We start from the raw sequence: 26,935 nt of genomic DNA, 5'->3' as shown, positions 1-26,935 counted from the left end.
TCAGCCCTGGGCCTCTCGCAGGTCGAGGCCGATGTCGAGGATCGGCGACGAGTGGGTGAGGGCGCCCACCGCGAGGTAGTCGACACCGGTCGCGGCGTAGGCGGCGGCGTTCTCCAGGGTGAGCCGGCCGGACGACTCCAGGACGGCGCGGCCCGCGACGAGCGTGACGGCCTCCTCGGTCTCGGCGGGCGTGAAGTTGTCCAGGAGGATCAGGTCGGCGCCCGCTTCGAGGACCTCGCGGACCTGGTGGAGGTTGTCCACCTCGACCTCGATCGGCACGTCCGGGAACCGCTCCCGCACCGCCTTGAACGCCTGGGCGACGCCGCCCGCCGCGACCACGTGGTTGTCCTTGACCAGCGCGGCGTCGGAGAGCGACATGCGGTGGTTGACGCCGCCTCCGCAGCGGACGGCGTACTTCTCCAGGGCGCGCAGGCCGGGGGTGGTCTTGCGGGTGTCGCGGACCTTCGCCTTGTGGCCCTCCAGGGCGTCCGCCCAGGCGCGCGTGGCGGTGGCGATGCCGGAGAGGCGGCACATGATGTTGAGGGCGCTGCGCTCGCCGGTCAGCAGGTCCCGGGTGCGGGTGGTGACGGAGAGCAGCTTCTGGCCGGCCTCGACGCGGTCGCCGTCCAGGACGTGCCGCTCGACCTCGAACTCGTCGGTGCAGACGATCGACAGCACCGCCTCGGCGATGTGGATGCCGGCGACCGTGCCCGCCTCGCGCGCGGTGAAGTCCGCCGTGGCGACGGCGTCCTCGGGGACGGTCGCCACCGTGGTGACGTCCACGCCGCCGTCCAGGTCCTCCTCGATCGCGCGGTACGCGACGTCCTCGACGAGGACCGGGTCGAGGCCCAGCTGGGCGAGGAGCTCGACGAGCGCCGGGTCGAGCCCGCACTCGTACGCCTCGTCGTCCTCCGGGCCGGCCGCGCAGCCGCAGCCGTCGCCGCAGCCGCCGACCGCCTCGTCTGCCGGTCCTGCCGTGTCCCGGGCGGACCCGGGCGCGCCGATCCGGATGAGGGGGACGTCCACGGGCTGCGGGCGTTCTTCGGGCGTGGTCATGCTTGCTGCTCCCTGCGGGCGGCGGCCTGTTCGGCGGGCTGGACGGTCGGGGGGAAGTCGTGGGTGCCGGTCGTACGGACGTCCAGGCTCCGGTCCGGGGAGAGGCGTACGACGAGGTGGCGGCGCCAGGCGGCGTCGTCCCGGTCGGGGTGGTCCTCGCGCCAGTGGCAGCCGCGGGTCTCCTCGCGGCTGCGGGCGGCGGCGACCAGGACGCGGGCGACGCACAGGAGGTTGGTGGTCTCCCAGGACTCGACGCCGGGTTCGGCCGTCTTGTGGCCGTCCCCTCCGGCGCCGCCGAGGGCCTCGCGGTGGATGGCGTCCAGCCGTTCGGCCGCCTCGGCGAGGCTGGCGGCGGAGCGCAGGACGCCGGCGCCGAGCGTCATCACGTGCTGCACGCGCGCGCGGGCGGCCGGGTCGAGCAGCGGCAGGACGCGCGGCGCGGGGTGCGGGACGGGGGCGGCCGCCCGCGTCTTCCGGGCGGCGGTGCCGTCCGCGATGTCGTCGGCGATGCGCTCCGCGAAGACCAGTCCCTCCAGGAGGGAGTTCGAGGCGAGCCGGTTCGCGCCGTGGACGCCGGTGCAGGCCACCTCCCCGCACGCGTAGAGGCCCGGCACGGTCGTGCGGCCGCGCAGGTCGGTGCGGACTCCGCCGGAGGCGTAGTGGGCGGCGGGGGCGACCGGGATGGGCTCCGTGACCGGGTCGAAGCCGTGCGTGCGGCACGCGGCGAGGATGGTCGGGAAGCGGGACTCCCACATCTCGGCGCCGAAGTGGCGGGCGTCGAGGTACATGTGGGCGGCGCCCTGCTCGCGCATCCGCCGCATGATGCCCTTGGCGACGATGTCGCGCGGGGCCAGCTCGGCGAGCTCGTGCCGGCCGACCATGAACCGGACGCCGTCCGCGTCGACCAGGTGGGCGCCCTCGCCCCGTACCGCCTCGGAGACCAGCGGCTGCTGGCCCTCCGCGTCCGGGCCCAGGAACAGGACGGTGGGGTGGAACTGGACGAACTCCAGGTCGCTGACCTCGGCACCGGCGCGCAGGGCGAGCGCGACGCCGTCGCCGGTGGAGACCGCCGGGTTGGTGGTGGCGGAGAAGACCTGTCCCATGCCGCCGGTCGCGAGGACGACCGCCGGGGCGTGGACGGCGCCGACGCCGTCGTGCTGGCCCTCGCCCATGACGTGCAGGGTCACGCCCGCCGCGTGGCCGTCGGCGTCGGTGAGGAGGTCGAGGACGAGCGCGTTCTCGATGGTGCGGACGGCGCGCTCGCGGACCGCGTCGACGAGGGCGCGGGAGATCTCGGCGCCCGTCGCGTCGCCTCCCGCGTGCGCGATGCGGCGGCGGTGGTGGCCGCCCTCGCGGGTCAGCTCGATGGTGCCGGACGCGTCCGTGTCGAACCGGGCCCCGGTGGCGATGAGGCGGCGCACCGCGTCGGGGCCCTCGGTGACCAGCGCGTGGACCGCCTCCTCGTCGCACAGGCCGGCGCCCGCGACGAGGGTGTCGTCCATGTGCTGCTCGGGGGTGTCGCCGTCGCCGAGCGCGGCGGCGATCCCGCCCTGCGCCCAGCGGGTGGACCCGTCGTCGAGGCGGGCCTTGGTCACGACGACCGTACGGAGCCCGGCCGCCGTGCAGCGCAGGGCGACGGTCAGACCGGCGACGCCGGAGCCGACGACGACCACGTCGGCGTCGATGGCCCAGCCGGGCGCCGGGGCCTGCAGTCGTATGCCGGTCATGCGGGGGCTCCGAAGGTGAGGGGCAGGTTGTCGATCAGCCGGGTGGTGCCGACCTTGGCGGCGACGAGGAGGACCGCGTCTCCGGTGTGGTCGTCGGGGACCTCGGTGAAGTCGGCCGGGTCCACGAGGGCGAGGTAGTCGAGGGCGAGCGGCGGCTCCGCCTTCGCGGCCTCGTCCAGGACGGCCAGGGCGGCGGCGCGGACCGCGTCGGCGCCGCCGCCCTGGCCGTGCTGGGCCGCCTGGGCGACGGCGTGCGCGTCGGCCGCCGCGCGGGACTCGCCGATCCGGGACAGGGCCTCGGCACGGCTGGGCGACGCGGGCAGGGTCTCGGCACGCGCGCGCAGCGCCTGCTGGGCGGCGAGCCGGTCACGGGCGGCGAACAGCGCGGTGGACAGGGCGAGCGCGGTGCGGCGCTCCCGGGTCGACAGGTAGCGGTTGCGGCTGGACAGGGCCAGGCCGTCGGGCTCCCGGACGGTGGGCACGCCGGTGATCTCCACGCGGAACGCCAGGTCGTGCACCATGCGCCGGATCAGGGCCAGCTGCTGGGCGTCCTTCTGGCCGAAGAACGCCACGTCGGGGCGGGTGAGGTGGAGGAGCTTGGCCACGACCGTCAGCATGCCGTCGAAGTGGCCGGGGCGGGAGGCCCCCTCCAGCCGCTGTCCCATGGGGCCGGCGGAGACCCGCACCTGCGGCTCGCCGCCCGGGTACACCTCGTCGACGGAGGGCGCGAACACGATGTCGGCGCCGGCCGCCTCGGCGACCCGCACGTCGGCGTCGAGGGTGCGGGGGTAGCGGTCGAGGTCCTCTCCCGCCCCGAACTGCAGGGGGTTGACGAAGACGGTGACCACGACGGACCCGTCCGGCCCGACCCGCTCCCGGGCCGTCCGCACCAGCGTGGCGTGGCCGTCGTGGAGCGCGCCCATGGTCATGACGACGGCGACCCGCGGGGTGGCGGGGCGGACGCCGGGGGCGCCGGGGCCGGGAACCTCGGGGCCGGGGACGGGACCCTCGGGACCGGGGGTGTCGGCGGGCGGCTCGGTGCGGGCGGGCTCGGTCCCGGCGGGCGCGACGGGCGCGGCGGGCGCGGCGCGGGGCGCGGCGGGGGCCTTCGCGGTCCGGGTCCGGGCCTGGTCCAGGAGCCGGTCCAGTGCCTCACGGGTGTGGACGAGCGTGACACCGGGACGTGCGCCCGGAGCCCCGTCGGACGGCCTGGTGGCGTGCGGGGTCGGGCTCATCGGCTGGTGTCTCCTTCCGGGCCCTCGGTGTCGGGGCGTCCTTCGCCGGCGGGCCCGGTGGCGAGGACCCCGAGCAGGTCCTCCGCGAGCTCGGGCTTGAGCAGGCCGTGCGCGAGGGCGCGGTCGGCGGTCGAGCGGGCCATCGCCAGGTAGCCGGCGACCGTGGCCGGGGCGTGCTTGCGCAGCTCCGCGACGTGCGCGGCGACCGTACCGGCGTCACCGCGTGCGACGGGCCCGGTCAGGGCGGCGTCACCGGACCGCAGCGCGTTGTCGAGGGCGGCGCCGAGCAGCGGGCCGAGCATCCGGTCGGGCGCGCCCACTCCGGCCCGGCGGAGCAGCTCCATCGACTGGGCCACCAGGGTGACGAGGTGGTTGGCCCCCAGGGCGAGGGCCGCGTGGTACAGGGGGCGGGCCTCCTCGGCGATCCACTCGGGCTCGCCGCCCATCTCGATGACGAGCGCCTCGGCGGCCAGCCGCAGCTCCTCGGGCGCGGTCACCCCGAAGGAGCACCCGGCGAGCCGCTGGACGTCGACGCTCGTACCGGTGAACGTCATGGCGGGGTGCAGGGCGAGCGGCAGGGCGCCGACCCGGCGGGCGGGGTCGAGCACGCTGACGCCGTACCGGCCGGAGGTGTGGACGAGGAGCTGTCCGGGCCGTACGGCGCCGGTCTCGGCGAGGCCCTCGGCCAGGCCGGGCAGGGCGTCGTCGGGGACGGTGAGGAGGACCAGCTCGGCGCGTTCCAGCACCTGGGCGGGCGGGACGACGGGTACGTCGGGCAGCAGCTCGGCGGCGCGCCGCCGGGACGCGTCGGACACCCCGGAGACGGCGACCGGGCGGTGTCCGGCGAGCTGCAGGGACGCGGCCAGGGCGGGTCCGACCCGGCCGGCGCCCACGACGCCGACGGCGAGCCTGGCGGGGCGGGGTTCTGCTGGTGGGTTCACGTGGCGACGGCCTTCCGTTCCAGTCCTCGGCGGGTACCGGACGATTCCTCGTCATGCTACGCCAGCGTGTCGCCGCCGCTTCCGCGCTGTCCACAGGCCACCCCTGCCCAGCCCGATAATCACACGCCCCTGTGGACAACCCGCAGGCATGATCGCCGCATGACTGATGCGATGGGTGACGGCGGCGAGCGCGTCGAGCGGTGGGACGGGACCGGGGCGGAGCAGCGGGGAGAGGAGGCGGCCGGAGCCGGGCGGCACGGCGCGGAGAAGCGGGGAGGCAGGGCGGAGGCGCAGCCCGGGGCGGACGGATCGCGGGGTGAGGAGGCACGGGGAGACCAGGCACGGGGAGACGGATCGCAGGGAGAGGAGGCGCGAGGAGACGAGGCGGGGGAGGACGAGGCGGGGCAGCGGCGGCGTCGGATCGCCGCGTGGCGGGCGGCCGGACGGGTGCTGCACCGGTCGTCGGCGGAGGCGACGCCGGGCGAGTGGCTCGCGGCGCTGGCCGCCGGGGGGCCGTCGGTGTACGACCTGGACGAGAGCGTCGACCTGTACGGGAACGGGGTCGTCGAGCACCTGGAGCGGCGGGTGGCCGGGCTGCTCGGGTTCCCGGCGGCGGTGTTCTTCCCGACCGGGACGATGGCCCAGCAGGTGGCCCTGCGGTGCTGGGCGGGGCGGACCGGCAACCGGGTCGTGGCGCTGCACCCCCTGGCCCATCCGGAGGTGCACGAGCGGGGCGCGCTGGGGGCGGTGAGCGGGCTGCGGACGGTGCATCCGACGAACGCGGGCCGGCTGCCGACCGCGGACGAGGTACGGGCGGTGGAGGAGCCGTTCGGGACGCTGATGCTGGAGCTGCCGCTGCGCGACGCGGGGTTCGTGCTGCCGGCCTGGGACGAACTGGAGGAGGTGGTGGAGGCCGCCCGGGAGCGGGACGCGGTGGTGCACTTCGACGGCGCCCGGGTGTGGGAGACGACGGCGCACTTCGGGCGGGACCTGCCGGAGATCGCGGGCCTGGCGGACAGCGTCTACGTGTCCTTCTACAAGTCGCTGGGCGGACTGTCCGGGGCGGCGCTGGTGGGGCCCGAGTCGTTCGTGGAGGAGGCACGGGCGTGGCGCCACCGGTACGGGGGCAACGTGTTCCAGCAGCACCCGGCGGCGCTGGCGGCCCTGCTGGGCCTGGAGCGGGAGCTGCCGAGGCTGCCGTCGTACGCGGCGCACGCGCGGGCCGTGGCGGCCGGTCTGCGGGAGGGGTTCGAGGCGGCGGCGGTGCCGTGGTTCCGGGTGCACCCGGAGGTGCCGCACACCCACGAGTTCCAGGTGTGGCTCCCGTACGCGCCGGAGGTCCTGACGGAGGCGGCCGTCCGTCAGGCCGAGGAGACGGGGACGGTCCTCTTCCGGCGCTGGTTCGAGGCGAGCGCGGGCGGTCCGCCCGGGGTCGCGATGACCGAGGTGACGGTCACGGCGCCGGGGCTGGAGTGGTCGGCGGCCGACGTGGGGGAGGCGGTGTCGGTGTTCATGGAGTCGGTGCACCGGGTGGTGCGGGAGGGGTGAGCGGTGGTCGCTCCGACGGCGGAGCGGTGCGCGGCCGCCGGCGGAGGAGCGTGCCGAGGCGCAGGGGGACGCGGCCCGGCGCGGGCGGGTACGGCAGTCCCCGCTGGGCGGCGCGGTAGGAGTCGAGGAGGTGTTGCTGGGTCACGTTCACGGAACCAGGCTGCGACGGTCGCGGCCGTGGTGCCCCGCCGATTGACGAGGCTCGTCAAGCGACCGCCCGCGCCGCCCGGCGCACCGCACCATGGGGGCGTGAGCGTGACGATAGACATCACGGGCCTGCCGCCCGAGCGGATCGACTTCGCGATCTCGCCCCTCGCCGAGCTGGGCGTGGCCCTGCACGCGCTGGCCGAGCCGGGGCACCACCCGGGGCTGCACGGGTGGGCGACGGCCACGGCCGCGGGTCTCAAGCCCGACCTGGCCGACCGGCTCCACGAGGCGAACTTCCTGTGGACGGCGACCCTGTCCGACGTGTTCCAGCCGTACGCCGGGCTGCGGGGCGGGGACGGGCGGCCGGGGGCGACGCTCGCGGACGAGCTGGACATACTCGACCGGCTGGACGAGGAGCGGTTCGTCACGGCGGCGCTGGAGTTCAGCTGCTCCGTGTCGTACACGGCCGGTGCGCCGGTGCAGCCCGCCCGCGTGCTGGAGCTGGCCGCCAACCGGGGCCCCCGGCAGCTGGACTTCACCCGCCGGCTGCTCGACGACCCGAGCGGGGTCCGGGCGTGGCTGCGGCGCCTGTTCGAGGACTGCGACGAGGCGTTCTTCGCGGACACCTGGCGGCGGGCCGGGCCGGGCCTGGCCGCCGACGCGCGGGAGAAGGCCGAACTGCTGCGCCACCGGGGCCTGGCCGAGGCGCTGCGCGCGGTGTCCCCGGCGGTCACCGTCCAGGAGGAGGGGGCGCGGCGGCGCATCCACGTGGACAAGATGGCGCACGGCCGGACGACGGCGGTGGACCCGGAGGTCGGGGCCGGGGTGACGCTCGTGCCGACCAGCTTCGGCTGGCCGCACCTGCTGGTGCTGCACGCGCCGGGCTGGCGGCCGGTGGTGCAGTACCCGGTCGGTGCGCCGTCCGTGGCGGGTCCGGCGTCGGTGGAACTGCTGCAGCGACGCATGGACGCGCTCGCCCACCCCATGCGGATGCGCCTGTGCCGGCAGCTGGCGCGCGGCTCGTACACGACGAGCGAGCTGGCCGACACGTACGGGATCACCCCGCCGGAGGTCTCGCGGCACCTGTCGGTCCTGAAGAAGGCCGAGCTGGTGACGGTCCGCCGCCGCGGCCGCTACGTCCTGCACCAGCTGGACGTGGCGGCGGTGGCCCGGATCGGCAGCGACTTCCTGGAGACGGTGCTGCGCTAGCCGCCGGGACGGGCGCACCGCCGCCACGAGGCCGCCGCCACGAGGCCGCCGCCACGGGGCCGCCGGTGCGAAGGGGGCCACCGAGGCGGAGGAGGGGGCGGGGCGGGGGCGTCGGGTGGAGGGGCGTCACGGGAGGGGGCCGCCGCCGGCGCGGACCAGGCCGGTCTCGTAGGCGAGGACGACGACCTGGACGCGGTCGCGGAGCTCCAGCTTGGTGAGGATGCGGCCGACGTGGGTCTTCACGGTCGCCTCGGAGAGGACGAGGCGGGCGGCGATCTCGCCGTTCGACAGCCCCTGGGCGACGAGGAGCATGACCTCCCGCTCGCGGTCGGTGAGGCGGGACAGCGCCTTGTGCTCCGTCTGCCGGCCGGTGCCGCTGGGCAGCATCGGGGAGAACCGGTCCAGGAGCCGGCGGGTCGTGGAGGGCGCGACCACCGCGTCACCGCTGTGGACGGCGCGGATCGCGGCGAGCAGCTCGCCGGGCGGCACGTCCTTGAGCATGAAGCCGCTGGCCCCCGCCTTCAGCCCGGAGAAGGCGTACTCGTCCAGGTCGAAGGTGGTGAGGATGAGGACGCGGGGCGCGCCGGGCTCGGCGCAGATGCGGCGGGTGGCCTCCACCCCGTCGAGCTTCGGCATGCGGACGTCCATCAGCACCACGTCGACCGGTGTCGACTTCAGCACCTGCAGGGCCTCCACCCCGTCGCCCGCCTCCGCCACGACCTCCATGTCCGGTTGGGCGGCCAGCACCATGCGGAAGCCGGTGCGCAGCAGCACCTGGTCGTCGACGAGCATCAGACGGATCGCCATGTCGGGGTCCTGTTCCTAGGGGGAGGGGGCGGGGTCCTGCGGGGGTCCTGCGAGCGGGGCGGGGCGGTCTAGTGGGCGGGTTTCAGGGGCAGCAGCGCGCTGATCCGGAAGCCGCCGCCCGGGCGCGGGCCCGCGTCCAGGGTGCCGCCGACCATGCCGACCCGCTCGCGCATGCCGATCAGGCCGTGCCCCCTGCCGTCGGCGCCGCCGTCCACGTACATCTCGTGCGCGGCGCCCCGGCCGTCGTCCTCGACGAGCAGTCCGAGCCCGTCGTCGAAGTACGTCAGCCGCACGCACGCCCCGACGTCCGGGCCGCCGTGCTTGCGGGTGTTGGTCAGGGCCTCCTGGACGATGCGGTACGCCGTGAGCTCGACGCCGCTGGGCAGTCGGCGCGCGGTGCCCTCGACCTTGAAGTCGACGGGGAGGCCGGAGGTGCGGACCTGTTCGACGAGGTCCTCGATCTGCTGCACGTCCGGCTGCGGGACGTACTCCCCCGCCTCCTCCGGCTCGCCGGTCCGCAGGATGCCGAGCAGCCGGCGCATCTCCGCGAGGGCCTGGCGGCCGGTGGACGAGATGGTCTCCAGCGCCTGCCGCGCCTGGTCCGGCGAGCTGTCCATGACGTAGGCGGCGCCGTCCGCCTGGACGACCATGACGGACACGTTGTGGGCGACCACGTCGTGGAGTTCGCGGGCGATGCGGGCCCGTTCGGCGGCGACCGCGACCTTGGCCTGCGCCTCCCGCTCCCGTTCCAGCCGGTCCGCGCGCTCCTCCAGCTGGGCCAGGTAGGCGCGGCGGGTGCGCATGGAGTCGCCGAGCACCCAGGCCAGCACGAACGGCACCGACATCACGGTCGTGAAGAACACCTGGCCGGCCGGGGCGACGTCCTCCACCGGCCACCGCAGCTGCGAGAGCGTCGCCGCGCACGCCCCGCCGACCAGGGCGAGCCGCGACGCCCAGCGCGGCCCGTCGTGGGCGGCGACGCTGTAGATGATCACGAGCATCGCGAAGTCGGCCGGGTTGGGCGGCAGGTCCACCAGGAGCTGGACGAGCCCGAGGGCCACGGCCAGCAGCAGCATCGTCTCCGGCACACGGCGCCGCAGCGCCACGACCAGCCCGAACAGCAGGACGACCGCGGCGGCGGCCGGGCCGTCCGGGCCCTTGGGGACCGTGGCCACCCACAGGACGGAGAACCCGGACAGCATCACCGCCCAGAAGCTGTCGACGCCCGTCGGGTGCCTGCGGAGGAAGTCGTAGAGGCGCTGCACGTAGCCAGCGTAGGGAAACCGGATAGGTGCATGGGTCAACCAGGAGAGCGATCCGATGCGGGGGCTCCTACTCCGCAAGGTGGACACTGTGCCCGTGGCGGATGAGGCGGCGAAGACGGCCGGGGAGAGCGACGTGACCTGGAGCGACCGGTCCTGGCGGGGCTGGCGGGCGGCGACGGAGGACGCGCTGTACGGGCCGGGCGGGTTCTACCTCCGCCCCGAGGGCCCCGCCGGCCACTTCCGTACCTCCGTACACGCCTCGCCCCTGTACGCCGCCGCCGTGGCCCGCCTGCTGGAGCGCGTCGCCGCCGGACTCGGGCGGGCGGCGGGGGCGGACGGCGCGGACGAGGTCGCGTTCGTCGACATGGGCGCGGGCCGCGGAGAGTTGGTGACCGGGGTGCTGGCCGCGCTGCCGCCGGGGCTGCGCGTGCGGGCGTACGCCGTGGAGCGCGCGCCCCGGCCCCCGGACCTGGACCCGCGCGTCGAGTGGGTCGCGCGGCCGCCGGCCGGGGTGCGCGGGCTGCTGTTCGCCAACGAGTGGCTGGACAACGTCCCGGTCGACGTCGCCCAGGCCGACGACGACGGCACGCCCCGGTACGTGGAGGTGCGGCGGGACGGCTCCGAACGGCTCGGCGCGCCGGTGACCGGGGCGGACGCGGCGTGGCTCGACCGCTGGTGGCCGCTGCGGGAGCCGGGCGAACGCGCCGAGATCGGCCGGCCCCGCGACGAGGCGTGGGCGGCCGCGGTGCGCAGCCTGTCGGCCGGGCTGGCGGTCGCGGTGGACTACGCGCACACGGCGGACGCCCGGCCCCCCTTCGGCACGCTGACCGGTTTCCGCGAGGGCCGCGAGGTCCCACCCGTCCCGGACGGCACCTGCGACCTCACCTCCCACGTGGCCCTGGACGCCTGCGGGGCCGCGGCGGCCGGACCGGCCGAACCGCTGTCGCAGCGCGAGGCCCTCCGGCGGCTCGGGGTGTCCGGGGAGCGGCCGGCGCTCGCGCTCGCCTCGTCCGACCCGGCCGGGTACGTCCGGGCCCTCGCCGCCGCCGGCCAGGCCGCCGAGCTGACCGCGCGCGGCGGGCTCGGCGACTTCACCTGGCTGCTCCAGCGGCGGCCCGCCGGGGGATACTGAGCGCATGACGGAGACCACCCAGCCCAGGCAGGCCACGGTCGGCATCGGCGGCGCCGCGGAGAGCACCGACATGGTGCTGAACATCGGTCCCCAGCACCCCTCGACGCACGGTGTGCTCCGCCTCCGCCTGGTCCTCGACGGCGAGGTCATCCGGCACGCCGAGCCGGTGATCGGGTACATGCACCGCGGCGCCGAGAAGCTGTTCGAGGCGCGCGACTACCGGCAGATCATCGTGCTGGCCAACCGCCACGACTGGCTCTCGGCGTTCTCCAACGAGCTGGGCGTCGTCCTCGCCGTCGAGCGGATGCTCGGCATGGAGGTGCCGGAGCGGGCCGTGTGGACGCGGACCCTGCTCGCCGAGCTGAACCGGGTCCTGAACCACCTGATGTTCCTCGGCTCGTACCCGCTGGAGCTGGGCGGCATCACGCCGATCTTCCACGCGTTCCGGGAGCGGGAGGACCTCCAGCACATCCTGGAGGAGGTCTCCGGCGGCCGCATCCACTACATGTTCAACCGGGTCGGCGGGCTGAAGGAGGACCTGCCCGCGGGCTGGCTGGGCAGGACCCGCGAGGCCGTCGCCGCCGTCCGCTCCCGCATGGACGTGTACGACCGGCTGGTCCTCGGCAACGAGATCTTCCGCGGTCGCACCCGCGGCGTCGGCGTGCTGTCCCCGGAGGCGGTGCACGCGTACGGCGTGAGCGGCCCGATCGCCCGCGCGTCCGGCGTCGACTTCGACCTGCGCCGCGACGAGCCGTACCTGGGCTACGGGGAGCTGCGGGACACGCTGAAGGTCGTCACCCGGCAGGAGGGCGACTGCCTCGCCCGGTTCGAGTGCCTGCTGGAGCAGACGCACAACGCGCTGGACCTGGCCGACGCCTGCCTGGACCGGATCGCGGAGCTGCCGCCCGGCCCGATCAACCAGCGCCTGCCGAAGGTCCTCAAGGCCCCCGAGGGGCACACGTACGCGTGGACGGAGAACCCGCTCGGCGTCAACGGCTACTACCTGGTCTCCAAGGGCGACAAGACCCCGTACCGGCTGAAGCTGCGCTCCGCCTCGTACAACAACATCCAGGTGCTGTCGGAGCTGCTGCCGGGGACGCTGGTCGCGGACATGGTGGCGATCCTCGGGTCGTTCTTCTTCGTCGTCGGCGACATCGACAAGTAGGCGCCGGCGGGCGGGCGCCGCACGCGTGAGGACGGCGGCGGGGAACCGGGTTCCCCGCCGCCGTCCTCACGCGTGTGCCCGTGGAGGGCGCCCTACGAGCTGACCGCGTTCCGCAGCCCGGCCACGTCGAGCTGCTCGGTCTCGTCGTGCGCGGTGAGGTCGATGACCTCGCCGACGGCCTGCTCCCCGTCCCGCCGTCCGGCCGGACCGGCGGCGGCCAGGGCCTCCTCGCCCACGACGTCCGCCAGGTCCTCGTCCTGGACGGCGGCCTCGATGGCGGCGGGCTTGCCGCCGCCCTGCCCGCGGGCCGCCTTCTGCGTGCCGAAGAAGTCGAAACCGCCCACGGGACGCGGGACGGAGCGGCGCTGGGCGGCGTACGGGACGACGGTGGCCGCCGCGGGGACGGGGCGCATCGCGAGGGCGGACGTCCCGGCCGCGCCGGCGGTGGGGCCCGAGGGGCGGAACGCGGCCTCGGCGGCCTCGCGGGCCTCCTGGGCGGCGGCGTTGCGCGTGAGGCGGCCGAGGGCCTGCGCGGCGCGGACGTAGTCCTCCCGGGTCGGCGCCGTGGACGCGGCCGCCGGGGCACCGGAAACGCCCGCCGGGGTGCCGGGGGCGGAGCCCAGGGCGAGCCGGCGGCGTCCCTCCAGGGCGCTGGCGCGCTCCGTCTCGGCGGTGGCGTACCGGCGCAGCAGTTCCGCGTGCTCGTTGCGGAGGCCGGCGAGTTCGACCCGCTTGGCGCGCAGCTTCGCGTCGAGTTTGGCGCGCAGTTCGCGGGCCTCGTCGAGGTCGGCCTCCAGTTCGGCTATGCGCTCCTCGGTCTTCCACTGGTCGCTGGCGCGGGCGCGCGTCAGCTCGGCGACGCGCCGGCCGGCCGTGCGGTCCCAGGCGCGCATGAGGGCCGCGCCCGTGACGGCGACCGCCGCCGCGGCGGCGACGAGCAGGCGCAGTCCGAGCGGGTCGGCCAGGAGCCAGGCGCCTCCGGCACAGACGACGGACGCGCCGGCCACCGCGGAGGGCGGCAGCAGCCGGTGCAGGGGTGGGGAATGGCGGTGGCGTCCACGTGGCATGGCCTGAAATTTACCTTGCGTGTGAGTCCTTTGGGGTGTCGGCCCGGCAATGTTTTGCCCACGCGATCCGTCCGGGCCGACCACTCCACTTCCCCGTACCGGCGCCGTTACCCGCCGATCAGTCCCTTCTCCTCCAGGTAAGCCTTCGCGACGTCGGCGGGCTTTGCGCGCTCGGCGTCGACCTTCCGGTTCAACTCGACCAGATCGGCGGTCGTCAGCGTCTTGGTGATCTTGCCGAGGGCGGCGGCGATCTCGGGTGATCCGGCGTCCCGGGCATTGACGACGGGCAGGACGTTGTCGGCGTTCTGCAGCTTTTTGTCGTCCTTCAGGAGCACCAGTCCGAAGGCGTCGAGGGTGGCGTCCGTCGTCGTGGTGAGCACGAGCTGGTCGACCCCGTCCTTCACGGCCTGCTTGGCCTGCGGCGTGCCCACGCCCTTGGGGTCGACGCCCGCCACGTCGATTCCGTAGACGGACTTCAGACCGGGCGCGCAGAACGGCCGCACGGCGCACTCGTCACCCGCCGCGATCTTCACCTTCACCTTCGAACGGCCGAGATCGGAAAGGGTCTTCAGCTGGTGCCGCGCCGCGAATTCCCCGGTCACCGCGAAAGCGTTCTGGTCGACGGCCCCACCCGCCGGAAGGACCTTCAGTCCGCGCGGCGCCGCGAGCTTCTCCAGGGCGGCCACGGTGGCCGCCACATCGGCGGACGCGACGGGCTTCTCCTCCGGCGCCTTCGGCCCGTTCGCCTTCGCGTTCAGGAATTCCGCAAGCGTAGCCGCGTATTCCGGTACGACGTCGATCTCGCCCTTCTCCAGGGCGGGTTCGTACAGTTCGCGGTTCTCCACCGTCCGGATGGACGCGCGGTACCCCGCGTCGGTGAGGACGCCCGCGTACAGCTCCGCGAGCACCTGCGACTCGGTGAAGCCGGCCGAGCCGACGACCACCGTGCCCCCGGCCGCCGAGCCGGACGGGCCGCCGGAGCCCCCGCCGCGTTCCTCCAGGCTGCCGCCGCCGCACGCGGCGAGCCCGCCGGTCAGCGCGAGCGCGCCCAGGACCGCGCCGGCCAGGCGGGTGCTTCCACTCATCACGATTCGGGTCTCCGTCCGTTCGGTCCATGGCCTGCGAGCACCCTGCCCGCCGCCACCAGCACGCCTTCCACGAGCAGGGCGAGGGCACCGACGAGCAGCGCCCCCGCGAACACCTGCGCGGTGTCGTAGGTGTGGAAACCCGCGGTGATGATCCGGCCCAGGCCGCCCTCCCCCGCCATCGCGGCGAGCGTGGCCGTGGCGATCACCTGTACGGCGGCCAGCCGCAGACCGGTCATCACCAGCGGGAGCGCGAGCGGCAGTTCGACCGTGCGGAACAGCTGGCCGCCCGACATCCCCATGCCGCGCGCCGCCTCGACGACCGCCCGGTCCACCTCCCGCATGCCCAGGTAGGCGTTGGTCAGCAGCGGCGGCACGGCGAACAGCACCAGCGCGACGACCGTCGGCACGCCGCCGTGCCGGCCCAGCGGGGTGAGCGTCAGCAGCACCAGCACCGCCAGCGTGGGGACCGCCCGCCCGACGTTCGACACGTTCACCGCCAGGGCGCCGCCGCGGCCGACGTGGCCCAGCCAGAACGCCAGGGGCAGCGCGATCAGGCAGGAGACCAGCAGGGACACCCCGCTGAACCACAGGTGCTCCCCCAGCCGGTGCCACACCCCCGCCTCGCCCTGCCAGTTGGCCCCGGTCGTCAGCCACGTCCAGGCGTCGCCCACCACACCCATCGCTCAGCCCGCCTTCCCGACGCCACCCGGCGCCGACCGCCGCTCCGGCGCCGGCCGCTCCTGGGGTACCGGTCGCTCCTGGAGTGCCGGTCGCTCCTGGAGTGCCGGTCGCGGCTCCGGTACCGGTCGCCGCTCCGGTATCGGAAGGGACGACCGCGCCCGCGCCACCCGCGTCCACGGCGTCAGCAGCCTCTGCAGGCCCAGCAGCAGCACGTCGGCGGTCACCGCCAGCAGCACGCACAGCACCGACGCGGTCAGCACCTGGGCCTTGAAGAAGCTCTTGAGTCCGCTGGTGATCAGCGTGCCCAGCCCGCCGTAGTCCACCAGGGCGCCCACGGTGGTCAGGGCGACCGTCGACACCGTCGCCATCCGCACCCCGGCCAGCACCGCGGGCAGCGCCAGCGGCAGTTCGACCTCCCACAGCATCCGGCCCGGCCCGTACCCCATCCCCCGGGCGGCCTCCCGCGTCTCGGCGGGCACGGCGGCGAGGCCGGCGAGGACGTTCCGGACGAGGATCGTCAGCGAGTACAGCACCAGGCCCGTCACCACCAGCGCCGCCGACAGCCCGAACACCGGGAGCAGCAGCGAGAACATCGCCAGCGACGGGACCGCGTACAGCACGGTCGTCAGCCCCAGCACGGGCCCGCCCCACGCCGGCCTGGCCCGCACGAGCAGCGCCAGCGGGAAGGCGACGGCGATCCCGACGAGGACCGACACCCCGGTGATCCACACGTGCTGCACGGTCGCGTCGGCGAGCTCCTGGGCACGGGAGCGCACGTACTCCGGGCAGATCCAGTCGTTGGCCGCCAGGCAGCCGCTCATCGCTTCCCACCTCCCCCGCTCTCCGGACGGGGGCAACCCCCCGCCGTCGATGTGGTGTTCGACGGGACCGACCCTAACGCCCGGCACCGACAACCACCCGGAAGACGCTCCGAACCGGCACCATGGGCCTCAACGCCACCACGCGCCACAAGGGGGAGCAGTGATCCGATTCGAACACGTCACCAAGCGCTACGCGGACGGCACGACGGCCGTCGACGACCTGTCGTTCGAGGTGGCGGAGGGCGAACTGGTCACCCTCGTCGGCCCGTCCGGCTGCGGCAAGACCACCACCATGAAGATGGTCAACCGGCTCGTCGAGCCGACCTCGGGCCGCGTCCTCGTCGACGGCCGGGACGTCACCGCCACCGACCCCGTGGAGCTGCGGCGCCGCATCGGGTACGTCATCCAGCAGGTCGGCCTCTTCCCGCACCGCACGGTCCTGGAGAACACGGCGACCGTGCCGCGCCTCCTGGGCACCGGCCGCGCCGCGGCCCACGCGCGCGCGGCGGAGCTGCTCGACCTGGTCGGCCTCGACCCGCGCACCTTCGGCGACCGCTACCCCGACCAGCTCTCCGGCGGCCAGCGCCAGCGCGTCGGCGTCGCCCGGGCCCTGGCGGCCGACCCGCCGGTCCTGCTGATGGACGAGCCGTTCGGCGCGGTCGACCCGGTCGTGCGCGAGCGGCTGCAGAGCGAGTTCCTGAAGCTCCAGTCCCGGATGCGCAAGACGGTCCTGTTCGTCACGCACGACCTGGAGGAGGCGGTCCGGCTCGGCGACCGGATGGCCGTGTACGGGCACGGCAGGATCGAGCAGCTGGACACGCCCGCCACCGTGCTGGGCGCCCCGGCCACCCCGTACGTCGCGGACTTCGTGGGCGCCGACCGCGCCCTGCGGCGGCTGTCCGTCACCCCGGTCGAGGAGGCCCACCTCGACCGGCCGCCCGTCGTGCGCCTCGACGACCCGCTCCCCCGGGACGGCGCACGGGCCGTGGTGCTCGACGCCGACGGCCGCCCGTACGGCTGGCTGCCGGGCGCCGCGGAGGCGGCCCGCGAGCACGGCACCACCCGGGAGCACGGCACCGCACCGGGCCACGGCACCGCACCGGGGCAGGACACCGCCCGGCGGCCCCGCACCGTGCGGGAGGGCGCCCGGCCCATGGAGGCGCGGGTCCCGCTGGGCGGGTCCCTGCGGGAGGCGTTCTCCGCGATGCTCCGGTACGACGCGGGCTGGATCGCCGTCGTGGACCCCGACGGCGACGGCCGCTACCTGGGCGTCCTCACCCCGGAGCGGCTGCACGAGGCGCTGCGCCGGTCGGTGGGCGGCGTCACGCCGCGCTGAGGCGCCCGCCCAGCCAGACCAGGGCGGGCGGTACCTCGCGGTTCCAGGTGCCGAAGTTGTGGCCGCCGCTGTCCAGCGTGATCGACGACACGCGCGCGGGGGCCTTCACCTTCCCGACGAACTCCCGCGTCCCCTTCAGGTTCCCCTCGCCCTGCCGGGAGGTGGTGACCAGGAACGACGACCTGCCCTGCGGCAGGTGGTCGAGGCTCCACAGCAGGTCGGCCCGGTTGCGCAGCCCCGCGTCACCCTTGAACAGGTCGCCGGTCGTGACGTCCTCGGCCGCCTTGTAGTACGCCGAGAGGCCCGCGCCGGCCGCGAACCGGTCCGGGTGGTGCAGCGCGATCTTCAGCGCGCAGTACCCGCCGGTCGAGTTGCCGATGAACCCCCAGTTCCGCGCCGCCCGGCCCACCCGGTACGTCTCCGAGACCGCCTTCGGCAGGTCCCGGGCGAAGTACGTCTCCGTCCGCGGCCCGCCCGGCACGTCCACGCACTCGGTGTCCCGCGGCGGCGCGACGGTCGGGCGGAGCATCACCAGGATCATCGGCTGCATCCTCCCGGCCTTGGCCTGCTCGTACGCGGTGCGCGGGTAGCGCAGGCCCTTGAGCAGGTTCTCGGCGGTGCCCGGGTAGCCGGTGAGGACGACGGCGGCGGGGAAGGTGCGCCGGGCGTGGGCGGGCTGGAAGTACTCCGGCGGCAGGTAGACGTAGGCGGGGCTGTCGATGCCCGACTCCTCGCCCGAGATGACGACCTTCTGGACCTGCCCGCCGATCTGCGGGTCCTGGCCGCCCGGCACGTCCATCCGGCGCTTCTCCACGACCTTGACGCGGTCGCCGCCCGCCGCGTGGTCGACGACCACGCCCAGCTCCTGCTCCCGGCCCAGGAGGTCCGCCCAGGAGCCGTAGAAGAGGAAGTAGTTGTTCGCGGCGAGGCCCACGGCCGCGAACAGCGACAGCTGGGTCGCCAGGAGCAGTCCGACCCTGCCGAGCACGGCGCGCCAGGACCGCCGGGCGAGCCGCGGCCACAGCCACACCGTGACCGCGAACAGCGCGACGGCCACGAGGACGGCCAGCGCCAGGACCTTGTTGCTGGTGAGACCCATGCGTCGTCCAAGCCTTCTTCTTCGTCGAGATTTTCCGGGGCGCGAGTGAACCCTCCGCCCGGACGCGCCGTCCTAGAGGGCGCACATCGTCCGGTTGTCCGGCCCCGGCGCCGTTCGGGCCGAAGGGACGCGTCAATCTCTCGCAGAGCCACGGGAAGCCATGTCTGTCACGGTAGATGGGGATAAGTCGGCATCGGTTCCGACTCGGGTACGCCGGGTCCTGCGCGGACCGCGTGCCGAGAAGGTGCCCTCGCTCGTCGGCACGGCCTGTACGTTCATCGGTCTGATCGACATCGCCGCCGGGGTGTTCCCCCGCTTCCGGGCGAGCCGGTTCCACGACCTGGTGGAGGTCCTGCCCGGCACGCTCGGCCCGCTGTCCGCCGCGCTGTCCCTCAGCGCCGGCGTACTGCTGCTCCTGCTCGCGCACGGCCTGAAGCGCCACAAGCGCCGCGCCTGGCGGGCCGCGGTGGTCCTGCTCCCGGCCGGGGCGGTGGCGCAGTTCCTGTACCGCCACTCCGTCGTCGGCGCGCTGCTGTCGCTGGCCCTGCTGGCGCTGCTGCTGCGGCACCGCAAGGAGTTCGCGGCGCTGCCGGACCCGCGCAGCCGCTGGCGGGCGCTGGCCAACTTCGTCCTCATGGGCGCCGGTTCGCTGGGCCTGGGCCTGGTCATCGTGAGCGCCCACCCCCGCAAGGTCATCGGCGACCCGAGCCTCAGCGACCGGCTGGAGCACGTCCTGCTCGGCCTGTTCGGCGTCGAGGGGCCCGTCGGGTACGGCGGCAGCGTGTCCTGGACGGTCGGCTACTCGCTCGGCGCGCTCGGCCTGCTCACCGCGGTCACCACCGTCTACCTGGCGTTCCGCCCCGAGCACCCGGTCGCCCGGCTCACCGAGGAGGACGAGGCCCGGCTGCGGGAACTGCTCGCCAGGCACGGCGGCCGGGACTCGCTGGGCCACTTCGCGCTCCGCCGCGACAAGGCGGTCGTCTTCTCCCCGAGCGGCAAGGCCGCCGTCACGTACCGCGTCGTCTCCGGGGTGATGCTGGCCAGCGGCGACCCCATCGGGGACGTGGAGGCCTGGCCGGGCGCCATCGAGCGGTTCATGGACGAGGCCAAGGCGCACTCCTGGACCCCCGCCGTCATGGGCTGCTCCGAGACCGGCGGCCAGGTGTGGACCCGCGAGACCGGTCTGGACGCGCTGGAGCTGGGCGACGAGGCGGTGGTGGAGGTCGCGGATTTCTCGCTCTCCGGGCGCGCGATGCGGAACGTGCGCCAGATGGTCAAGCGCATCGAGCGCAACGGCTACGAGACCCGGGTGCGGCGTGCCCGTGACCTGTCGGACGGCGAGCTGGAGCGCATACGGCGGGCCGCGGCCGACTGGCGGGGCACCGACACCGAGCGCGGCTTCTCCATGGCCCTGGGCCGCGTCGGGGACCCGGCGGACGGCGACGCGGTCATCGCGACCGCCCACAAGGCGGACGACACGGCGGACACGTCCCCGTACGGCGACCTGAAGGCGATCATCCACTTCGTGCCGTGGGGGCCGGACGGCATGTCCCTGGAGCTGATGCGCCGCGACCGGTCCGCCGACCCCGGCATGAACGAGCTGCTGATCGTCGCCGCCCTCCAGGCGTCCCCGAAGCTGGGCGTGGCGCGGGTGTCGCTGAACTTCGCGATGTTCCGCTCGGCGCTGGCCCGCGGCGAGAAGCTGGGCGCGGGCCCGGTCCTGCGGGTGTGGCGCGGGCTGCTGGTCTTCCTGTCCCGCTGGTTCCAGATCGAGTCGCTGTACAAGTTCAACGCGAAGTTCCAGCCGCGCTGGGAGCCCCGCTTCGTCGTGTACCGCAACACCCGCGACCTGCCCCGCATCGGCTTCGCCGCGATGCAGGCCGAGGGCTTCGTGAACGTCGTCCCGCCCCGCCCGTTCCGCCGCCGCGCCGGCCGCCCGGCCCGCCCCTGCGCCCACCTCGCCCCCGCCACGCCCGAGCAGGGCGTGCGCGCGGCCTGAGGCACCGCCCGCGCCCCCGCGGCGGGGCGCCGCCCGGCCGGGGCCCGGGGCCCGGCCCGGTCGGCGCCGCGCTCCCCGTACGGGCCTAGGCTGGGGGCATGAGTACGTTGCGCGGACGGGGCACGGTCCAGGGACTGCCGGAGTGGGACCGCTGTGCGGTCATGGGCGTCGTCAACGTGACGCCCGACTCCTTCTCCGACGGCGGGCGCTGGTTCGACACCACCGCCGCCGTCAAGCACGGCCTGGAGCTGGTCGCCCAGGGCGCGGACCTGGTGGACGTCGGCGGGGAGTCGACGCGGCCGGGCGCCAGCCGGGTGGACGAGGACGAGGAGCTGCGGCGGGTCGTGCCGGTCGTGCGGGGCCTGGCCTCGGAAGGGGTCGTCGTCTCCGTCGACACGATGCGCGCGTCGGTCGCCCGCCGGGCGGTGGAGGCGGGCGCCGCGCTCGTCAACGACGTCAGCGGCGGCCTGGCCGACCCGGACATGGTCCCGTCCGTCGCCGCCGCCGGGGTGCCGTTCGTCGTGATGCACTGGCGCGGCTTCAGCGCGGGCATGAACGACCTCGCCGTGTACGACGACGTGGTCGCCGAGGTCGTCGCGGAGGTCCGCGCGCGCGTGGAGGCCGTCGTCGCGGGCGGCATCGCCCCCGAACGGCTCATCGTCGACCCCGGCCTGGGCTTCGCCAAGCAGGCCGAGCACGACCTGGCCCTCGTGGCGCACCTGGCGGAGCTGCGGGCCCTCGGGCGGCCCCTGCTGGTCGCCGCCTCCCGGAAGCGGTTCCTGGGCCGCGTGCTGGCCGGGGAGGGGCACACCCCGCCGCCGGCGCGGGAGCGGGACGCCGCGACGGCCGCGGTCTCCGCAATCGCCGCCCACGAGGGCGCCTGGGCCGTGCGCGTCCACGAGGTGCGGGCGACGGCGGACGCGGTCCGCGTGGCCCGCGCCGTCGAGGGCGCCGCCTCGTGAGCGACGCCCGCACCGACACCGAGGCCGTCGAACAGGCCAACACCGCCTTCTACGAGGCCATGGAGCAGGGCGACTTCGAGGCGATCGCCGACCTGTGGCTGGACGAGCGCTCCGGCGGGATCTCCTGCGTCCACCCGGGCTGGCCGGTGCTGTCGGGCCGGGGCGAGGTCCTCCGCTCGTACGCGCTGATCATGGCGAACACCGAGTACATCCAGTTCTTCCTGACCGACGTGAAGGTGTCGGTCGCGGCGGACACGGCGGTGGTGACCTGCACGGAGAACATCCTCAGCGGCGGCCCCGCCGAGGACGGCGCCGAGCTGGGCCCGCTGGTCGGGCAGCTGGTCGTCGCGACGAACGTGTTCCGCCGCACCCCGGACGGCTGGAAGGTCTGGTCCCACCACGGGTCACCCGTCCTGGCGGAGTCCGAGGACGAGGAGGACGACGAGGGCGCGGTGTGAGCCCTCCGAGTGGGTAAGCGTGCCCCTGGGGAAATCGCCGACGGGGCCGCGCGCGGACCGTGTCGGTGGCCGCGGGTAGATTCGGGGTGTTGCGACCGGACCGACCGCACCCGGACGGGAGCAGCCCAGACCTACGACAGCAGGAGTGATTCGCGTGGATCGTGTCGCGCTGCGCGGCCTGAGGGCCCGCGGGCACCATGGCGTCTTCCCCAAGGAGCGGGAGGAGGGCCAGACGTTCATCGTGGACGTGGTGCTGGGCCTCGACACCCGGCCCGCCGCCGCGGAGGACGACCTGGCGAAGACCGTCCACTACGGCATCGTGGCGGAGGAGGTCGTCGACGTGGTGCGGGGCGAGCCGGTCGACCTGATCGAGACGCTGGCCGAGCGCATCGCCCAGAGCTGCCTCAAGCACGAAGGTGTCCAGGAGGTCGAGGTGTGCGTGCACAAGCCGGACGCCCCGATCACCGTCCCGTTCGACGACGTGACCATCACGATCACCCGGAGCCGCGTATGAACCGCACGCCCAGCGACCCGACGGTACAGCCGGTGCCCGCCTCCGTGACGGCGCAGGTCGACGCCGCCGACACGACGCTGGCCAACCCCAAGATGGCCGTCCTCTCCCTGGGCGGCAACCTCGGCAACCGCCTGGAGAACCTCCAGGGCGCCATCGACGCGCTGGAGGACACGCCCGGCGTGCGGGTCAAGGCCGTGTCGCCGGTCTACGAGACGGAGCCCTGGGGCGTCGAGCCCGGCACCCAGCCCCCGTACCTGAACGCCGTGGTCCTGGTGAAGACCACGCTGCCCCCCTCCTCGCTGCTGGAGCGGGCGCACGCCGTGGAGGAGGCCTTCGACCGCGTGCGCACGGAGCGGTGGGGCGCCCGGACCGTCGACGTGGACATCGTGTCGTACGCGGACGAGGTCTCCGACGACCCGGCCCTCACCCTGCCCCACCCGCGGGCCCGCCAGCGGGCCTTCGTGCTGCGCCCGTGGCTGGACGTGGAGCCGGAGGCCCAGCTCCCGGGGGCGGGGCGGGTCGCGGACCTGCTGGCCGGTGTCGCCCAGGAAGGCGTGGCCGTCCGCGGCGACCTGGAACTCCGCCTCCCCGACTGACCGTTGCCCCTACGGGACGGCGAACGACGGCACTGACAGACGCGAAGGACACCGGTGAGACAACTGAGGGTCAAGGTACTGGCCGGGCTCTTCGTGGCGGCCGGTGTCCTCTCCTGGGGCGGCGCCCGGCTGTGGGACGCGTTCGGCACGCTGCCGAGCGTCCCGCTGGCCGCGCCGATCGTGCTGGCCGCCATCGCGGCGGTCCTCGCGGCGACGGCGCTGTCCCTGCGCTCCCGCCTGAAGGCGCAGCGGGAGCGCCGTCCCGGGGCGAAGGGCGTCGAGCCGCTGATGGCGGCCCGCGCGGTCGTCTTCGGCCAGGCCAGCGCGCTGGTCACGGCCGCGGTGAGCGGGATGTACGGGGGGACCGGGGCGTTCCTGCTGGGCTTCCTGGACGTCCCGGCCCGCCGTGACCAGGCCGTCTACGCGGGCTTCGCCGTACTGGCCGGCATCGCGGTGGTCGCGGCGGCCCTGTTCCTGGAGCGGGTGTGCCGGCTCCCCGAGGACGACGAGCCTCCGGGCGCCTCCCCGACGACGGCGTAGCCGCGCCCCGCCGCGCACGTACCCGTGCGGCGGGGTGCCGCTAGTCGGCCATGATGAGGCTCATCGCCTCGGCGCGGGTCGCCACGTCCCGCAGCTGGCCGCGCACGGCCGACGTGAGGGTCTTGGCGCCGGGCTTGCGGATCCCGCGCATGGACATGCACATGTGCTCGCACTCGATGACCACGATCACGCCGCGCGGTTCGAGGATCTTCATCAGCGAGTCGGCGATCTGCGTGGTCAGCCGCTCCTGCACCTGCGGGCGGCGCGCGTACACGTCCACCAGCCGGGCCAGCTTCGACAGGCCGGTGATCTTGCCGTTGGTCGAGGGGATGTAGCCGACGTGGGCCACCCCGCGGAACGGCACCAGGTGGTGCTCGCAGGTCGAGAAGACCTCGATGTCCTTGACCAGCACCATCTCGTCGTGGCCGAGGTCGAAGGTCGTGGTCAGCACGTCCTCCGGCTCCTGCCACAGCCCGGCGAATATCTCCTTGTAGGCCCGCGCGACCCGTGCCGGCGTCTCCCGCAGTCCCTCCCGGTCCGGGTCCTCGCCGACCGCGATGAGGAGTTCGCGTACGGCGTTCTCGGCGCGCTTCTCGTCGAACTCGCCGATCGTGCCCTCGCCGTCCAGCGTCACCGCGTCGGTCATGTGTGCCTCGTTCCGTCTTGCCCGGGAGTGCGCGAATGCCGCGCCCCCCACAGGCTAGAACCTGGGGGGCGCGGCATCCATTCCGGGTGGGGTCCGGATCAGGACTCCGGGCGGTCCTCCGGGACCGCGTCGGTGACCTTCGTCGTCTCCACCGACGTGGCCGTGGTGGCCGTCGCCGGGGTGGCGCCGTTGGTCAGCGCCAGCTCCTTCGGGGAGAGCACCGGCGGACGCGTCGACGGCGTGCGCCGCGAGGAGCCGGTCCACGCCGGGCGCGGCGGGCGCTTCACGATCGGGGCGAAGATCTCGGCGATCTCCTCCTTGCCCAGCGTCTCCCTCTCCAGGAGCTGCAGGACCAGGTTGTCGAGGACGTCGCGGTTCTCGACGAGGATCTCCCACGCCTCGTTGTGCGCGGTCTCGATGAGCTTCTTGACCTCTTCGTCGACCAGCGCGGCGACCTCTTCGGAGTAGTCGCGCTGGTGCGCCATCTCGCGCCCGAGGAACGGCTCGGTGTTGTCGCCGCCGAACTTGATCGCGCCGAGCCGCTCGGTCATGCCGTACTGCGTGACCATCGCGCGGGCCGTGGCGGTGGCCTTCTCGATGTCGTTGGCCGCGCCCGTGGTCGGGTCGTGGAAGACCAGTTCCTCGGCGGCGCGCCCGCCCAGCATGTACGCGAGCTGGTCGAGCATCTCGTTGCGCGTGGTCGAGTACTTGTCCTCGTCCGGCAGGACCATCGTGTAGCCCAGGGCGCGGCCGCGGGACAGGATGGTGATCTTGTGGACGGGGTCGGAGTTCGGGGACGCCGCGGCGACGAGGGCGTGACCGGCCTCGTGGTACGCGGTGATCTTCTTCTCCTTGTCCGACATGATCCGGGTCCGCTTCTGCGGGCCCGCGACCACGCGGTCGATCGCCTCGTCCAGCATGTGGTTGTCGATGAGCTTCTTGTCGCTGCGCGCCGTGAGGAGCGCCGCTTCGTTCAGCACGTTCGACAGGTCGGCGCCGGTGAAGCCCGGCGTGCGGCGGGCGACGGCGGCCAGGTCGACGTCGGGCGCGACCGGCTTGCCCTTCTGGTGGACCTTGAGGATCTCCAGACGGCCCTGCATGTCCGGGCGGTCGACCGCGATCTGGCGGTCGAAGCGGCCGGGGCGCAGGAGGGCCGGGTCGAGGATGTCCGGGCGGTTCGTGGCGGCGATCAGGATGACGCCGCCCTTGACGTCGAAGCCGTCCATCTCGACGAGCAGCTGGTTCAGGGTCTGCTCGCGCTCGTCGTGGCCGCCGCCGAGGCCCGCGCCGCGGTGCCGGCCGACGGCGTCGATCTCGTCGACGAAGACGATCGCCGGGGCGTTCGCCTTGGCCTGCTCGAAGAGGTCGCGGACGCGGGAGGCGCCGACACCCACGAACATCTCGACGAAGTCGGATCCGGAGATCGAGTAGAACGGGACGCCCGCCTCGCCGGCGACGGCCCGCGCGAGGAGCGTCTTGCCCGTTCCGGGCGGGCCGTAGAGCAGCACACCCTTGGGGATCTTGGCGCCGACTGCCTGGAACTTGGCGGGCTCCTGGAGGAACTCCTTGATCTCGTGGAGCTCCTCGACGGCCTCGTCGGACCCGGCGACGTCGGCGAACGTCGTCTTGGGGGTGTCCTTGGTGATCAGCTTGGCCTTGGACTTCCCGAAGTTCATGACGCGGGAGCCGCCGCCCTGCATCTGGTTCATCAGGAAGAGGAAGACCAGGACGATCAGGACGAAGGGCAGCAGCGAGAGCAGCACGGAGACGAAGGCGCTCTGCTTCGTCGGCGAGATCGTGTAGCCGTGCTCGATCTCACCGGCCTCGTACTTCTGCTGCAGCGTCGTGGCGAGGTCGGAACCCTGGGTCCCGATGTAGCTCGCCTGGATCTTGTCGCTGCCGTCGATCTTCTGGCCGTCCTTCAGGTCGGCCTTGATCATCTGTTCGTCGCCGGTGGTCAGCTTGACCTGGTCGACCTGGTTCTTGGCGATCGCCTGGACGACCTTGCCGGTGTCCACCGTCTTGTAGCCGCCCGACGAGCCGACGACCTGCATCAACACGACCACGGCGAGGACGGCCAGCACGATCCACATGACCGGCCCACGGAAGTATCGCTTCACGTCCATCCATACGGAGCGATGACGCCCCGTCCCTCCTGCCCGTAGGTAAATGCTGCTGTGAGAGTGTGAGACTACGTGCCGGCGCCCGGGCCGGCACGGTGTGGGAAAAGCTGTTCTTCGGACGGTACCCCAGCATTGTTGCCCGTGACCGCCTTCCCCAGTCCAACGCGGAGAAGGCGGTCAGGGTTCCCGGGCCGCCGCGGCCCCGGGTCGTCAGCCGCCGTAGACGTGCGGTGCGAGCGTCCCGACGAACGGGAGGTTGCGGTACTTCTCGGCGTAGTCCAGCCCGTATCCCACGACGAACTCGTTGGGGATGTCGAAGCCGATCCACTTCACGTCGATCGCCACCTTGGCCGCCTCGGGCTTGCGCAGCAGCGTGCAGACCTCCAGGGAGGCCGGCTCGCGCGAGCCGAGGTTGGAGAGCAGCCAGGACAGGGTCAGTCCGGAGTCGATGATGTCCTCGACGATCAGGACGTGCTTGCCCTTGATGTCGGTGTCCAGGTCCTTGAGGATCCGGACGACGCCCGAGGACTGGGTGCCCGCCCCGTACGAGGAGACGGCCATCCAGTCCATGGTGACGGGGGTGGACAGGGCGCGCGCCAGGTCCGCCATCACCATCACGGCGCCCTTGAGGACGCCGACGATGAGCAGGTCCTTGCCCGCGTACTCCGCGTCGATCTTCGACGCCAGCTCGGCCAGCTTGGCGTCGATCTCTTCCTTGGTGATGAGCACCGACTTGAGGTCGGCACCCATGTCGTTCTGGTTCACCCGGGTCA

Annotated in this window: 25 protein-coding genes; 11 read left to right on the top strand and 14 right to left on the bottom strand. The window is 74.1% G+C overall.

Annotated elements, in window-relative coordinates:
* From nadC to IE106_RS26880, 4 genes are read right to left on the bottom strand one after another with little or no spacing between them, the layout of a single operon-like run.
* Positions 1-1,056, bottom strand: coding sequence for a carboxylating nicotinate-nucleotide diphosphorylase (nadC, locus tag IE106_RS26895; protein ID WP_189537819.1), 1,056 nt, complete (start codon positions 1,054-1,056; stop codon positions 1-3).
* On the bottom strand, positions 1,053-2,783 hold the full coding sequence (locus IE106_RS26890) for an L-aspartate oxidase (RefSeq protein WP_189537818.1): 1,731 nt from the start codon (positions 2,781-2,783) through the stop codon (positions 1,053-1,055). The genes nadC and IE106_RS26890 overlap by 4 nt, the downstream gene beginning before the upstream one ends.
* Positions 2,780-4,018: a pantoate--beta-alanine ligase gene (gene panC / locus IE106_RS26885; protein ID WP_189537817.1), complete on the bottom strand. Its 1,239-nt coding sequence runs from the start codon at positions 4,016-4,018 to the stop codon at positions 2,780-2,782. Before panC ends, IE106_RS26890 begins: the two co-directional genes overlap by 4 nt.
* The gene (locus IE106_RS26880; protein WP_189537816.1) at positions 4,015-4,959 is read right to left on the bottom strand and encodes a Rossmann-like and DUF2520 domain-containing protein; all 945 of its coding nucleotides are present in this window, start codon (positions 4,957-4,959) and stop codon (positions 4,015-4,017) included. Before IE106_RS26880 ends, panC begins: the two co-directional genes overlap by 4 nt.
* A 159-nt stretch (positions 4,960-5,118) precedes the next feature.
* Between IE106_RS26880 and IE106_RS26875 the strand changes: the two genes are divergently transcribed.
* Both IE106_RS26875 and IE106_RS26870 read left to right on the top strand, forming a co-directional pair.
* Positions 5,119-6,507 carry a threonine aldolase family protein gene (locus tag IE106_RS26875; protein ID WP_229840825.1) on the top strand — a complete coding sequence of 463 codons (1,389 nt, stop codon included), beginning with the start codon at positions 5,119-5,121 and terminating at the stop codon, positions 6,505-6,507.
* Positions 6,508-6,762: 255 nt separating this feature from the next.
* Positions 6,763-7,863, top strand: a complete 1,101-nt coding sequence (locus tag IE106_RS26870; protein WP_189537855.1) for a DUF5937 family protein — start codon at positions 6,763-6,765, stop codon at positions 7,861-7,863.
* A 126-nt stretch (positions 7,864-7,989) separates the two neighbouring features.
* Here IE106_RS26870 and IE106_RS26865 read toward each other — a convergent pair whose 3' ends face one another.
* Complete coding sequence (locus IE106_RS26865; protein WP_189537815.1) at positions 7,990-8,670, bottom strand: response regulator transcription factor; 681 nt, start codon at positions 8,668-8,670, stop codon at positions 7,990-7,992.
* Between the two features lie 68 nt (positions 8,671-8,738).
* Positions 8,739-9,935, bottom strand: a complete 1,197-nt coding sequence (locus IE106_RS26860) for a sensor histidine kinase (protein WP_189537814.1) — start codon at positions 9,933-9,935, stop codon at positions 8,739-8,741.
* 88 nt (positions 9,936-10,023) lie between these two features.
* On the opposite strand from IE106_RS26860, the gene IE106_RS26855 reads away from it, so the two are divergent.
* Both IE106_RS26855 and IE106_RS26850 read left to right on the top strand, forming a co-directional pair.
* Entirely contained in the window at positions 10,024-11,067 is a 1,044-nt protein-coding gene (locus IE106_RS26855) for an SAM-dependent methyltransferase (RefSeq protein WP_373295990.1), read from the top strand.
* 4 nt (positions 11,068-11,071) lie between these two features.
* A complete protein-coding gene (locus tag IE106_RS26850) occupies positions 11,072-12,232 on the top strand; it encodes an NADH-quinone oxidoreductase subunit D (RefSeq protein ID WP_189537813.1) in 1,161 nt (386 codons plus the stop codon).
* Between the two features lie 92 nt (positions 12,233-12,324).
* Here IE106_RS26850 and IE106_RS26845 read toward each other — a convergent pair whose 3' ends face one another.
* From IE106_RS26845 to IE106_RS26830, 4 genes are all read right to left on the bottom strand, one after another.
* Positions 12,325-13,299 carry a coiled-coil domain-containing protein gene (locus IE106_RS26845; protein WP_189537812.1) on the bottom strand — a complete coding sequence of 325 codons (975 nt, stop codon included), beginning with the start codon at positions 13,297-13,299 and terminating at the stop codon, positions 12,325-12,327.
* A 107-nt stretch (positions 13,300-13,406) separates the two neighbouring features.
* Complete coding sequence (locus IE106_RS26840) at positions 13,407-14,384, bottom strand: ABC transporter substrate-binding protein (protein ID WP_189537811.1); 978 nt, start codon at positions 14,382-14,384, stop codon at positions 13,407-13,409.
* Complete coding sequence (locus IE106_RS26835; RefSeq protein WP_189537810.1) at positions 14,384-15,067, bottom strand: ABC transporter permease; 684 nt, start codon at positions 15,065-15,067, stop codon at positions 14,384-14,386. Before IE106_RS26835 ends, IE106_RS26840 begins: the two co-directional genes overlap by 1 nt.
* Before the next feature lie 3 nt (positions 15,068-15,070).
* Positions 15,071-15,889, bottom strand: a complete 819-nt coding sequence (locus tag IE106_RS26830; protein ID WP_189537809.1) for an ABC transporter permease — start codon at positions 15,887-15,889, stop codon at positions 15,071-15,073.
* 160 nt (positions 15,890-16,049) lie between these two features.
* Here IE106_RS26830 and IE106_RS26825 point away from each other — a divergent pair, with 160 nt between their 5' ends.
* Complete coding sequence (locus tag IE106_RS26825) at positions 16,050-17,225, top strand: ABC transporter ATP-binding protein (RefSeq protein WP_189537808.1); 1,176 nt, start codon at positions 16,050-16,052, stop codon at positions 17,223-17,225.
* On the opposite strand, the gene IE106_RS26820 is transcribed toward IE106_RS26825, so the two are convergent.
* Positions 17,212-18,324, bottom strand: a complete 1,113-nt coding sequence (locus tag IE106_RS26820) for an alpha/beta hydrolase (protein WP_189537807.1) — start codon at positions 18,322-18,324, stop codon at positions 17,212-17,214. The genes IE106_RS26825 and IE106_RS26820 overlap by 14 nt on opposite strands.
* A 160-nt stretch (positions 18,325-18,484) precedes the next feature.
* On the opposite strand from IE106_RS26820, the gene IE106_RS26815 reads away from it, so the two are divergent.
* From IE106_RS26815 to IE106_RS26790, 6 genes are all read left to right on the top strand, one after another.
* Positions 18,485-20,323, top strand: a complete 1,839-nt coding sequence (locus IE106_RS26815; RefSeq protein WP_189537806.1) for a phosphatidylglycerol lysyltransferase domain-containing protein — start codon at positions 18,485-18,487, stop codon at positions 20,321-20,323.
* Positions 20,324-20,421: 98 nt separating this feature from the next.
* Positions 20,422-21,285 carry a dihydropteroate synthase gene (gene folP, locus IE106_RS26810; RefSeq protein WP_189537805.1) on the top strand — a complete coding sequence of 288 codons (864 nt, stop codon included), beginning with the start codon at positions 20,422-20,424 and terminating at the stop codon, positions 21,283-21,285.
* Positions 21,282-21,743 carry a nuclear transport factor 2 family protein gene (locus tag IE106_RS26805; protein ID WP_189537804.1) on the top strand — a complete coding sequence of 154 codons (462 nt, stop codon included), beginning with the start codon at positions 21,282-21,284 and terminating at the stop codon, positions 21,741-21,743. The genes folP and IE106_RS26805 overlap by 4 nt, the downstream gene beginning before the upstream one ends.
* A gap of 154 nt (positions 21,744-21,897) precedes the next feature.
* The gene (gene folB / locus IE106_RS26800) at positions 21,898-22,257 is read left to right on the top strand and encodes a dihydroneopterin aldolase (RefSeq protein ID WP_373295989.1); all 360 of its coding nucleotides are present in this window, start codon (positions 21,898-21,900) and stop codon (positions 22,255-22,257) included.
* Positions 22,254-22,853, top strand: coding sequence for a 2-amino-4-hydroxy-6-hydroxymethyldihydropteridine diphosphokinase (gene folK, locus IE106_RS26795; RefSeq protein ID WP_189537802.1), 600 nt, complete (start codon positions 22,254-22,256; stop codon positions 22,851-22,853). The genes folB and folK overlap by 4 nt, the downstream gene beginning before the upstream one ends.
* A 54-nt stretch (positions 22,854-22,907) precedes the next feature.
* Positions 22,908-23,393: a DUF3180 domain-containing protein gene (locus IE106_RS26790; protein ID WP_189537801.1), complete on the top strand. Its 486-nt coding sequence runs from the start codon at positions 22,908-22,910 to the stop codon at positions 23,391-23,393.
* A gap of 40 nt (positions 23,394-23,433) precedes the next feature.
* On the opposite strand, the gene folE is transcribed toward IE106_RS26790, so the two are convergent.
* From folE to hpt, 3 genes are all read right to left on the bottom strand, one after another.
* Positions 23,434-24,039 carry a GTP cyclohydrolase I FolE gene (gene folE / locus IE106_RS26785; RefSeq protein ID WP_189537800.1) on the bottom strand — a complete coding sequence of 202 codons (606 nt, stop codon included), beginning with the start codon at positions 24,037-24,039 and terminating at the stop codon, positions 23,434-23,436.
* 98 nt (positions 24,040-24,137) lie between these two features.
* Positions 24,138-26,165, bottom strand: coding sequence for an ATP-dependent zinc metalloprotease FtsH (gene ftsH, locus IE106_RS26780; protein ID WP_189537799.1), 2,028 nt, complete (start codon positions 26,163-26,165; stop codon positions 24,138-24,140).
* Positions 26,166-26,372: 207 nt separating this feature from the next.
* The gene (hpt, locus tag IE106_RS26775) at positions 26,373-26,912 is read right to left on the bottom strand and encodes a hypoxanthine phosphoribosyltransferase (protein ID WP_037947448.1); all 540 of its coding nucleotides are present in this window, start codon (positions 26,910-26,912) and stop codon (positions 26,373-26,375) included.
* Positions 26,913-26,935: the final 23 nt, after the last annotated feature.

It is taken from the genome of Streptomyces roseolilacinus (assembly GCF_014649335.1).
Lineage (GTDB): Bacteria > Actinomycetota > Actinomycetes > Streptomycetales > Streptomycetaceae > Streptomyces > Streptomyces roseolilacinus.
This window is presented reverse-complemented; position numbering and strand designations above follow the sequence as displayed.

Excerpts from the sequence above, each read along its gene's own strand:
- nadC (WP_189537819.1), bottom strand. The coding sequence starts at position 1,056 with ATGACCACGCCCGAAGAACGCCCGCAGCCCGTGGACGTCCCCCTCATC.
- IE106_RS26890 (WP_189537818.1), bottom strand. The coding sequence starts at position 2,783 with ATGACCGGCATACGACTGCAGGCCCCGGCGCCCGGCTGGGCCATCGAC.
- panC (WP_189537817.1), bottom strand. The coding sequence starts at position 4,018 with ATGAGCCCGACCCCGCACGCCACCAGGCCGTCCGACGGGGCTCCGGGC.
- IE106_RS26875 (WP_229840825.1), top strand. The coding sequence starts at position 5,119 with ATGACTGATGCGATGGGTGACGGCGGCGAGCGCGTCGAGCGGTGGGAC.
- IE106_RS26865 (WP_189537815.1), bottom strand. The coding sequence starts at position 8,670 with ATGGCGATCCGTCTGATGCTCGTCGACGACCAGGTGCTGCTGCGCACC.
- IE106_RS26850 (WP_189537813.1), top strand. The coding sequence starts at position 11,072 with ATGACGGAGACCACCCAGCCCAGGCAGGCCACGGTCGGCATCGGCGGC.
- IE106_RS26845 (WP_189537812.1), bottom strand. The coding sequence starts at position 13,299 with ATGCCACGTGGACGCCACCGCCATTCCCCACCCCTGCACCGGCTGCTG.
- IE106_RS26840 (WP_189537811.1), bottom strand. The coding sequence starts at position 14,384 with ATGAGTGGAAGCACCCGCCTGGCCGGCGCGGTCCTGGGCGCGCTCGCG.
- IE106_RS26835 (WP_189537810.1), bottom strand. The coding sequence starts at position 15,067 with ATGGGTGTGGTGGGCGACGCCTGGACGTGGCTGACGACCGGGGCCAAC.
- IE106_RS26830 (WP_189537809.1), bottom strand. The coding sequence starts at position 15,889 with ATGAGCGGCTGCCTGGCGGCCAACGACTGGATCTGCCCGGAGTACGTG.
- IE106_RS26820 (WP_189537807.1), bottom strand. The coding sequence starts at position 18,324 with ATGGGTCTCACCAGCAACAAGGTCCTGGCGCTGGCCGTCCTCGTGGCC.
- IE106_RS26815 (WP_189537806.1), top strand. The coding sequence starts at position 18,485 with ATGTCTGTCACGGTAGATGGGGATAAGTCGGCATCGGTTCCGACTCGG.
- folP (WP_189537805.1), top strand. The coding sequence starts at position 20,422 with ATGAGTACGTTGCGCGGACGGGGCACGGTCCAGGGACTGCCGGAGTGG.
- folK (WP_189537802.1), top strand. The coding sequence starts at position 22,254 with ATGAACCGCACGCCCAGCGACCCGACGGTACAGCCGGTGCCCGCCTCC.
- folE (WP_189537800.1), bottom strand. The coding sequence starts at position 24,039 with ATGACCGACGCGGTGACGCTGGACGGCGAGGGCACGATCGGCGAGTTC.
- ftsH (WP_189537799.1), bottom strand. The coding sequence starts at position 26,165 with ATGGACGTGAAGCGATACTTCCGTGGGCCGGTCATGTGGATCGTGCTG.
- hpt (WP_037947448.1), bottom strand. The coding sequence starts at position 26,912 with ATGGGTGCCGACCTCAAGTCGGTGCTCATCACCAAGGAAGAGATCGAC.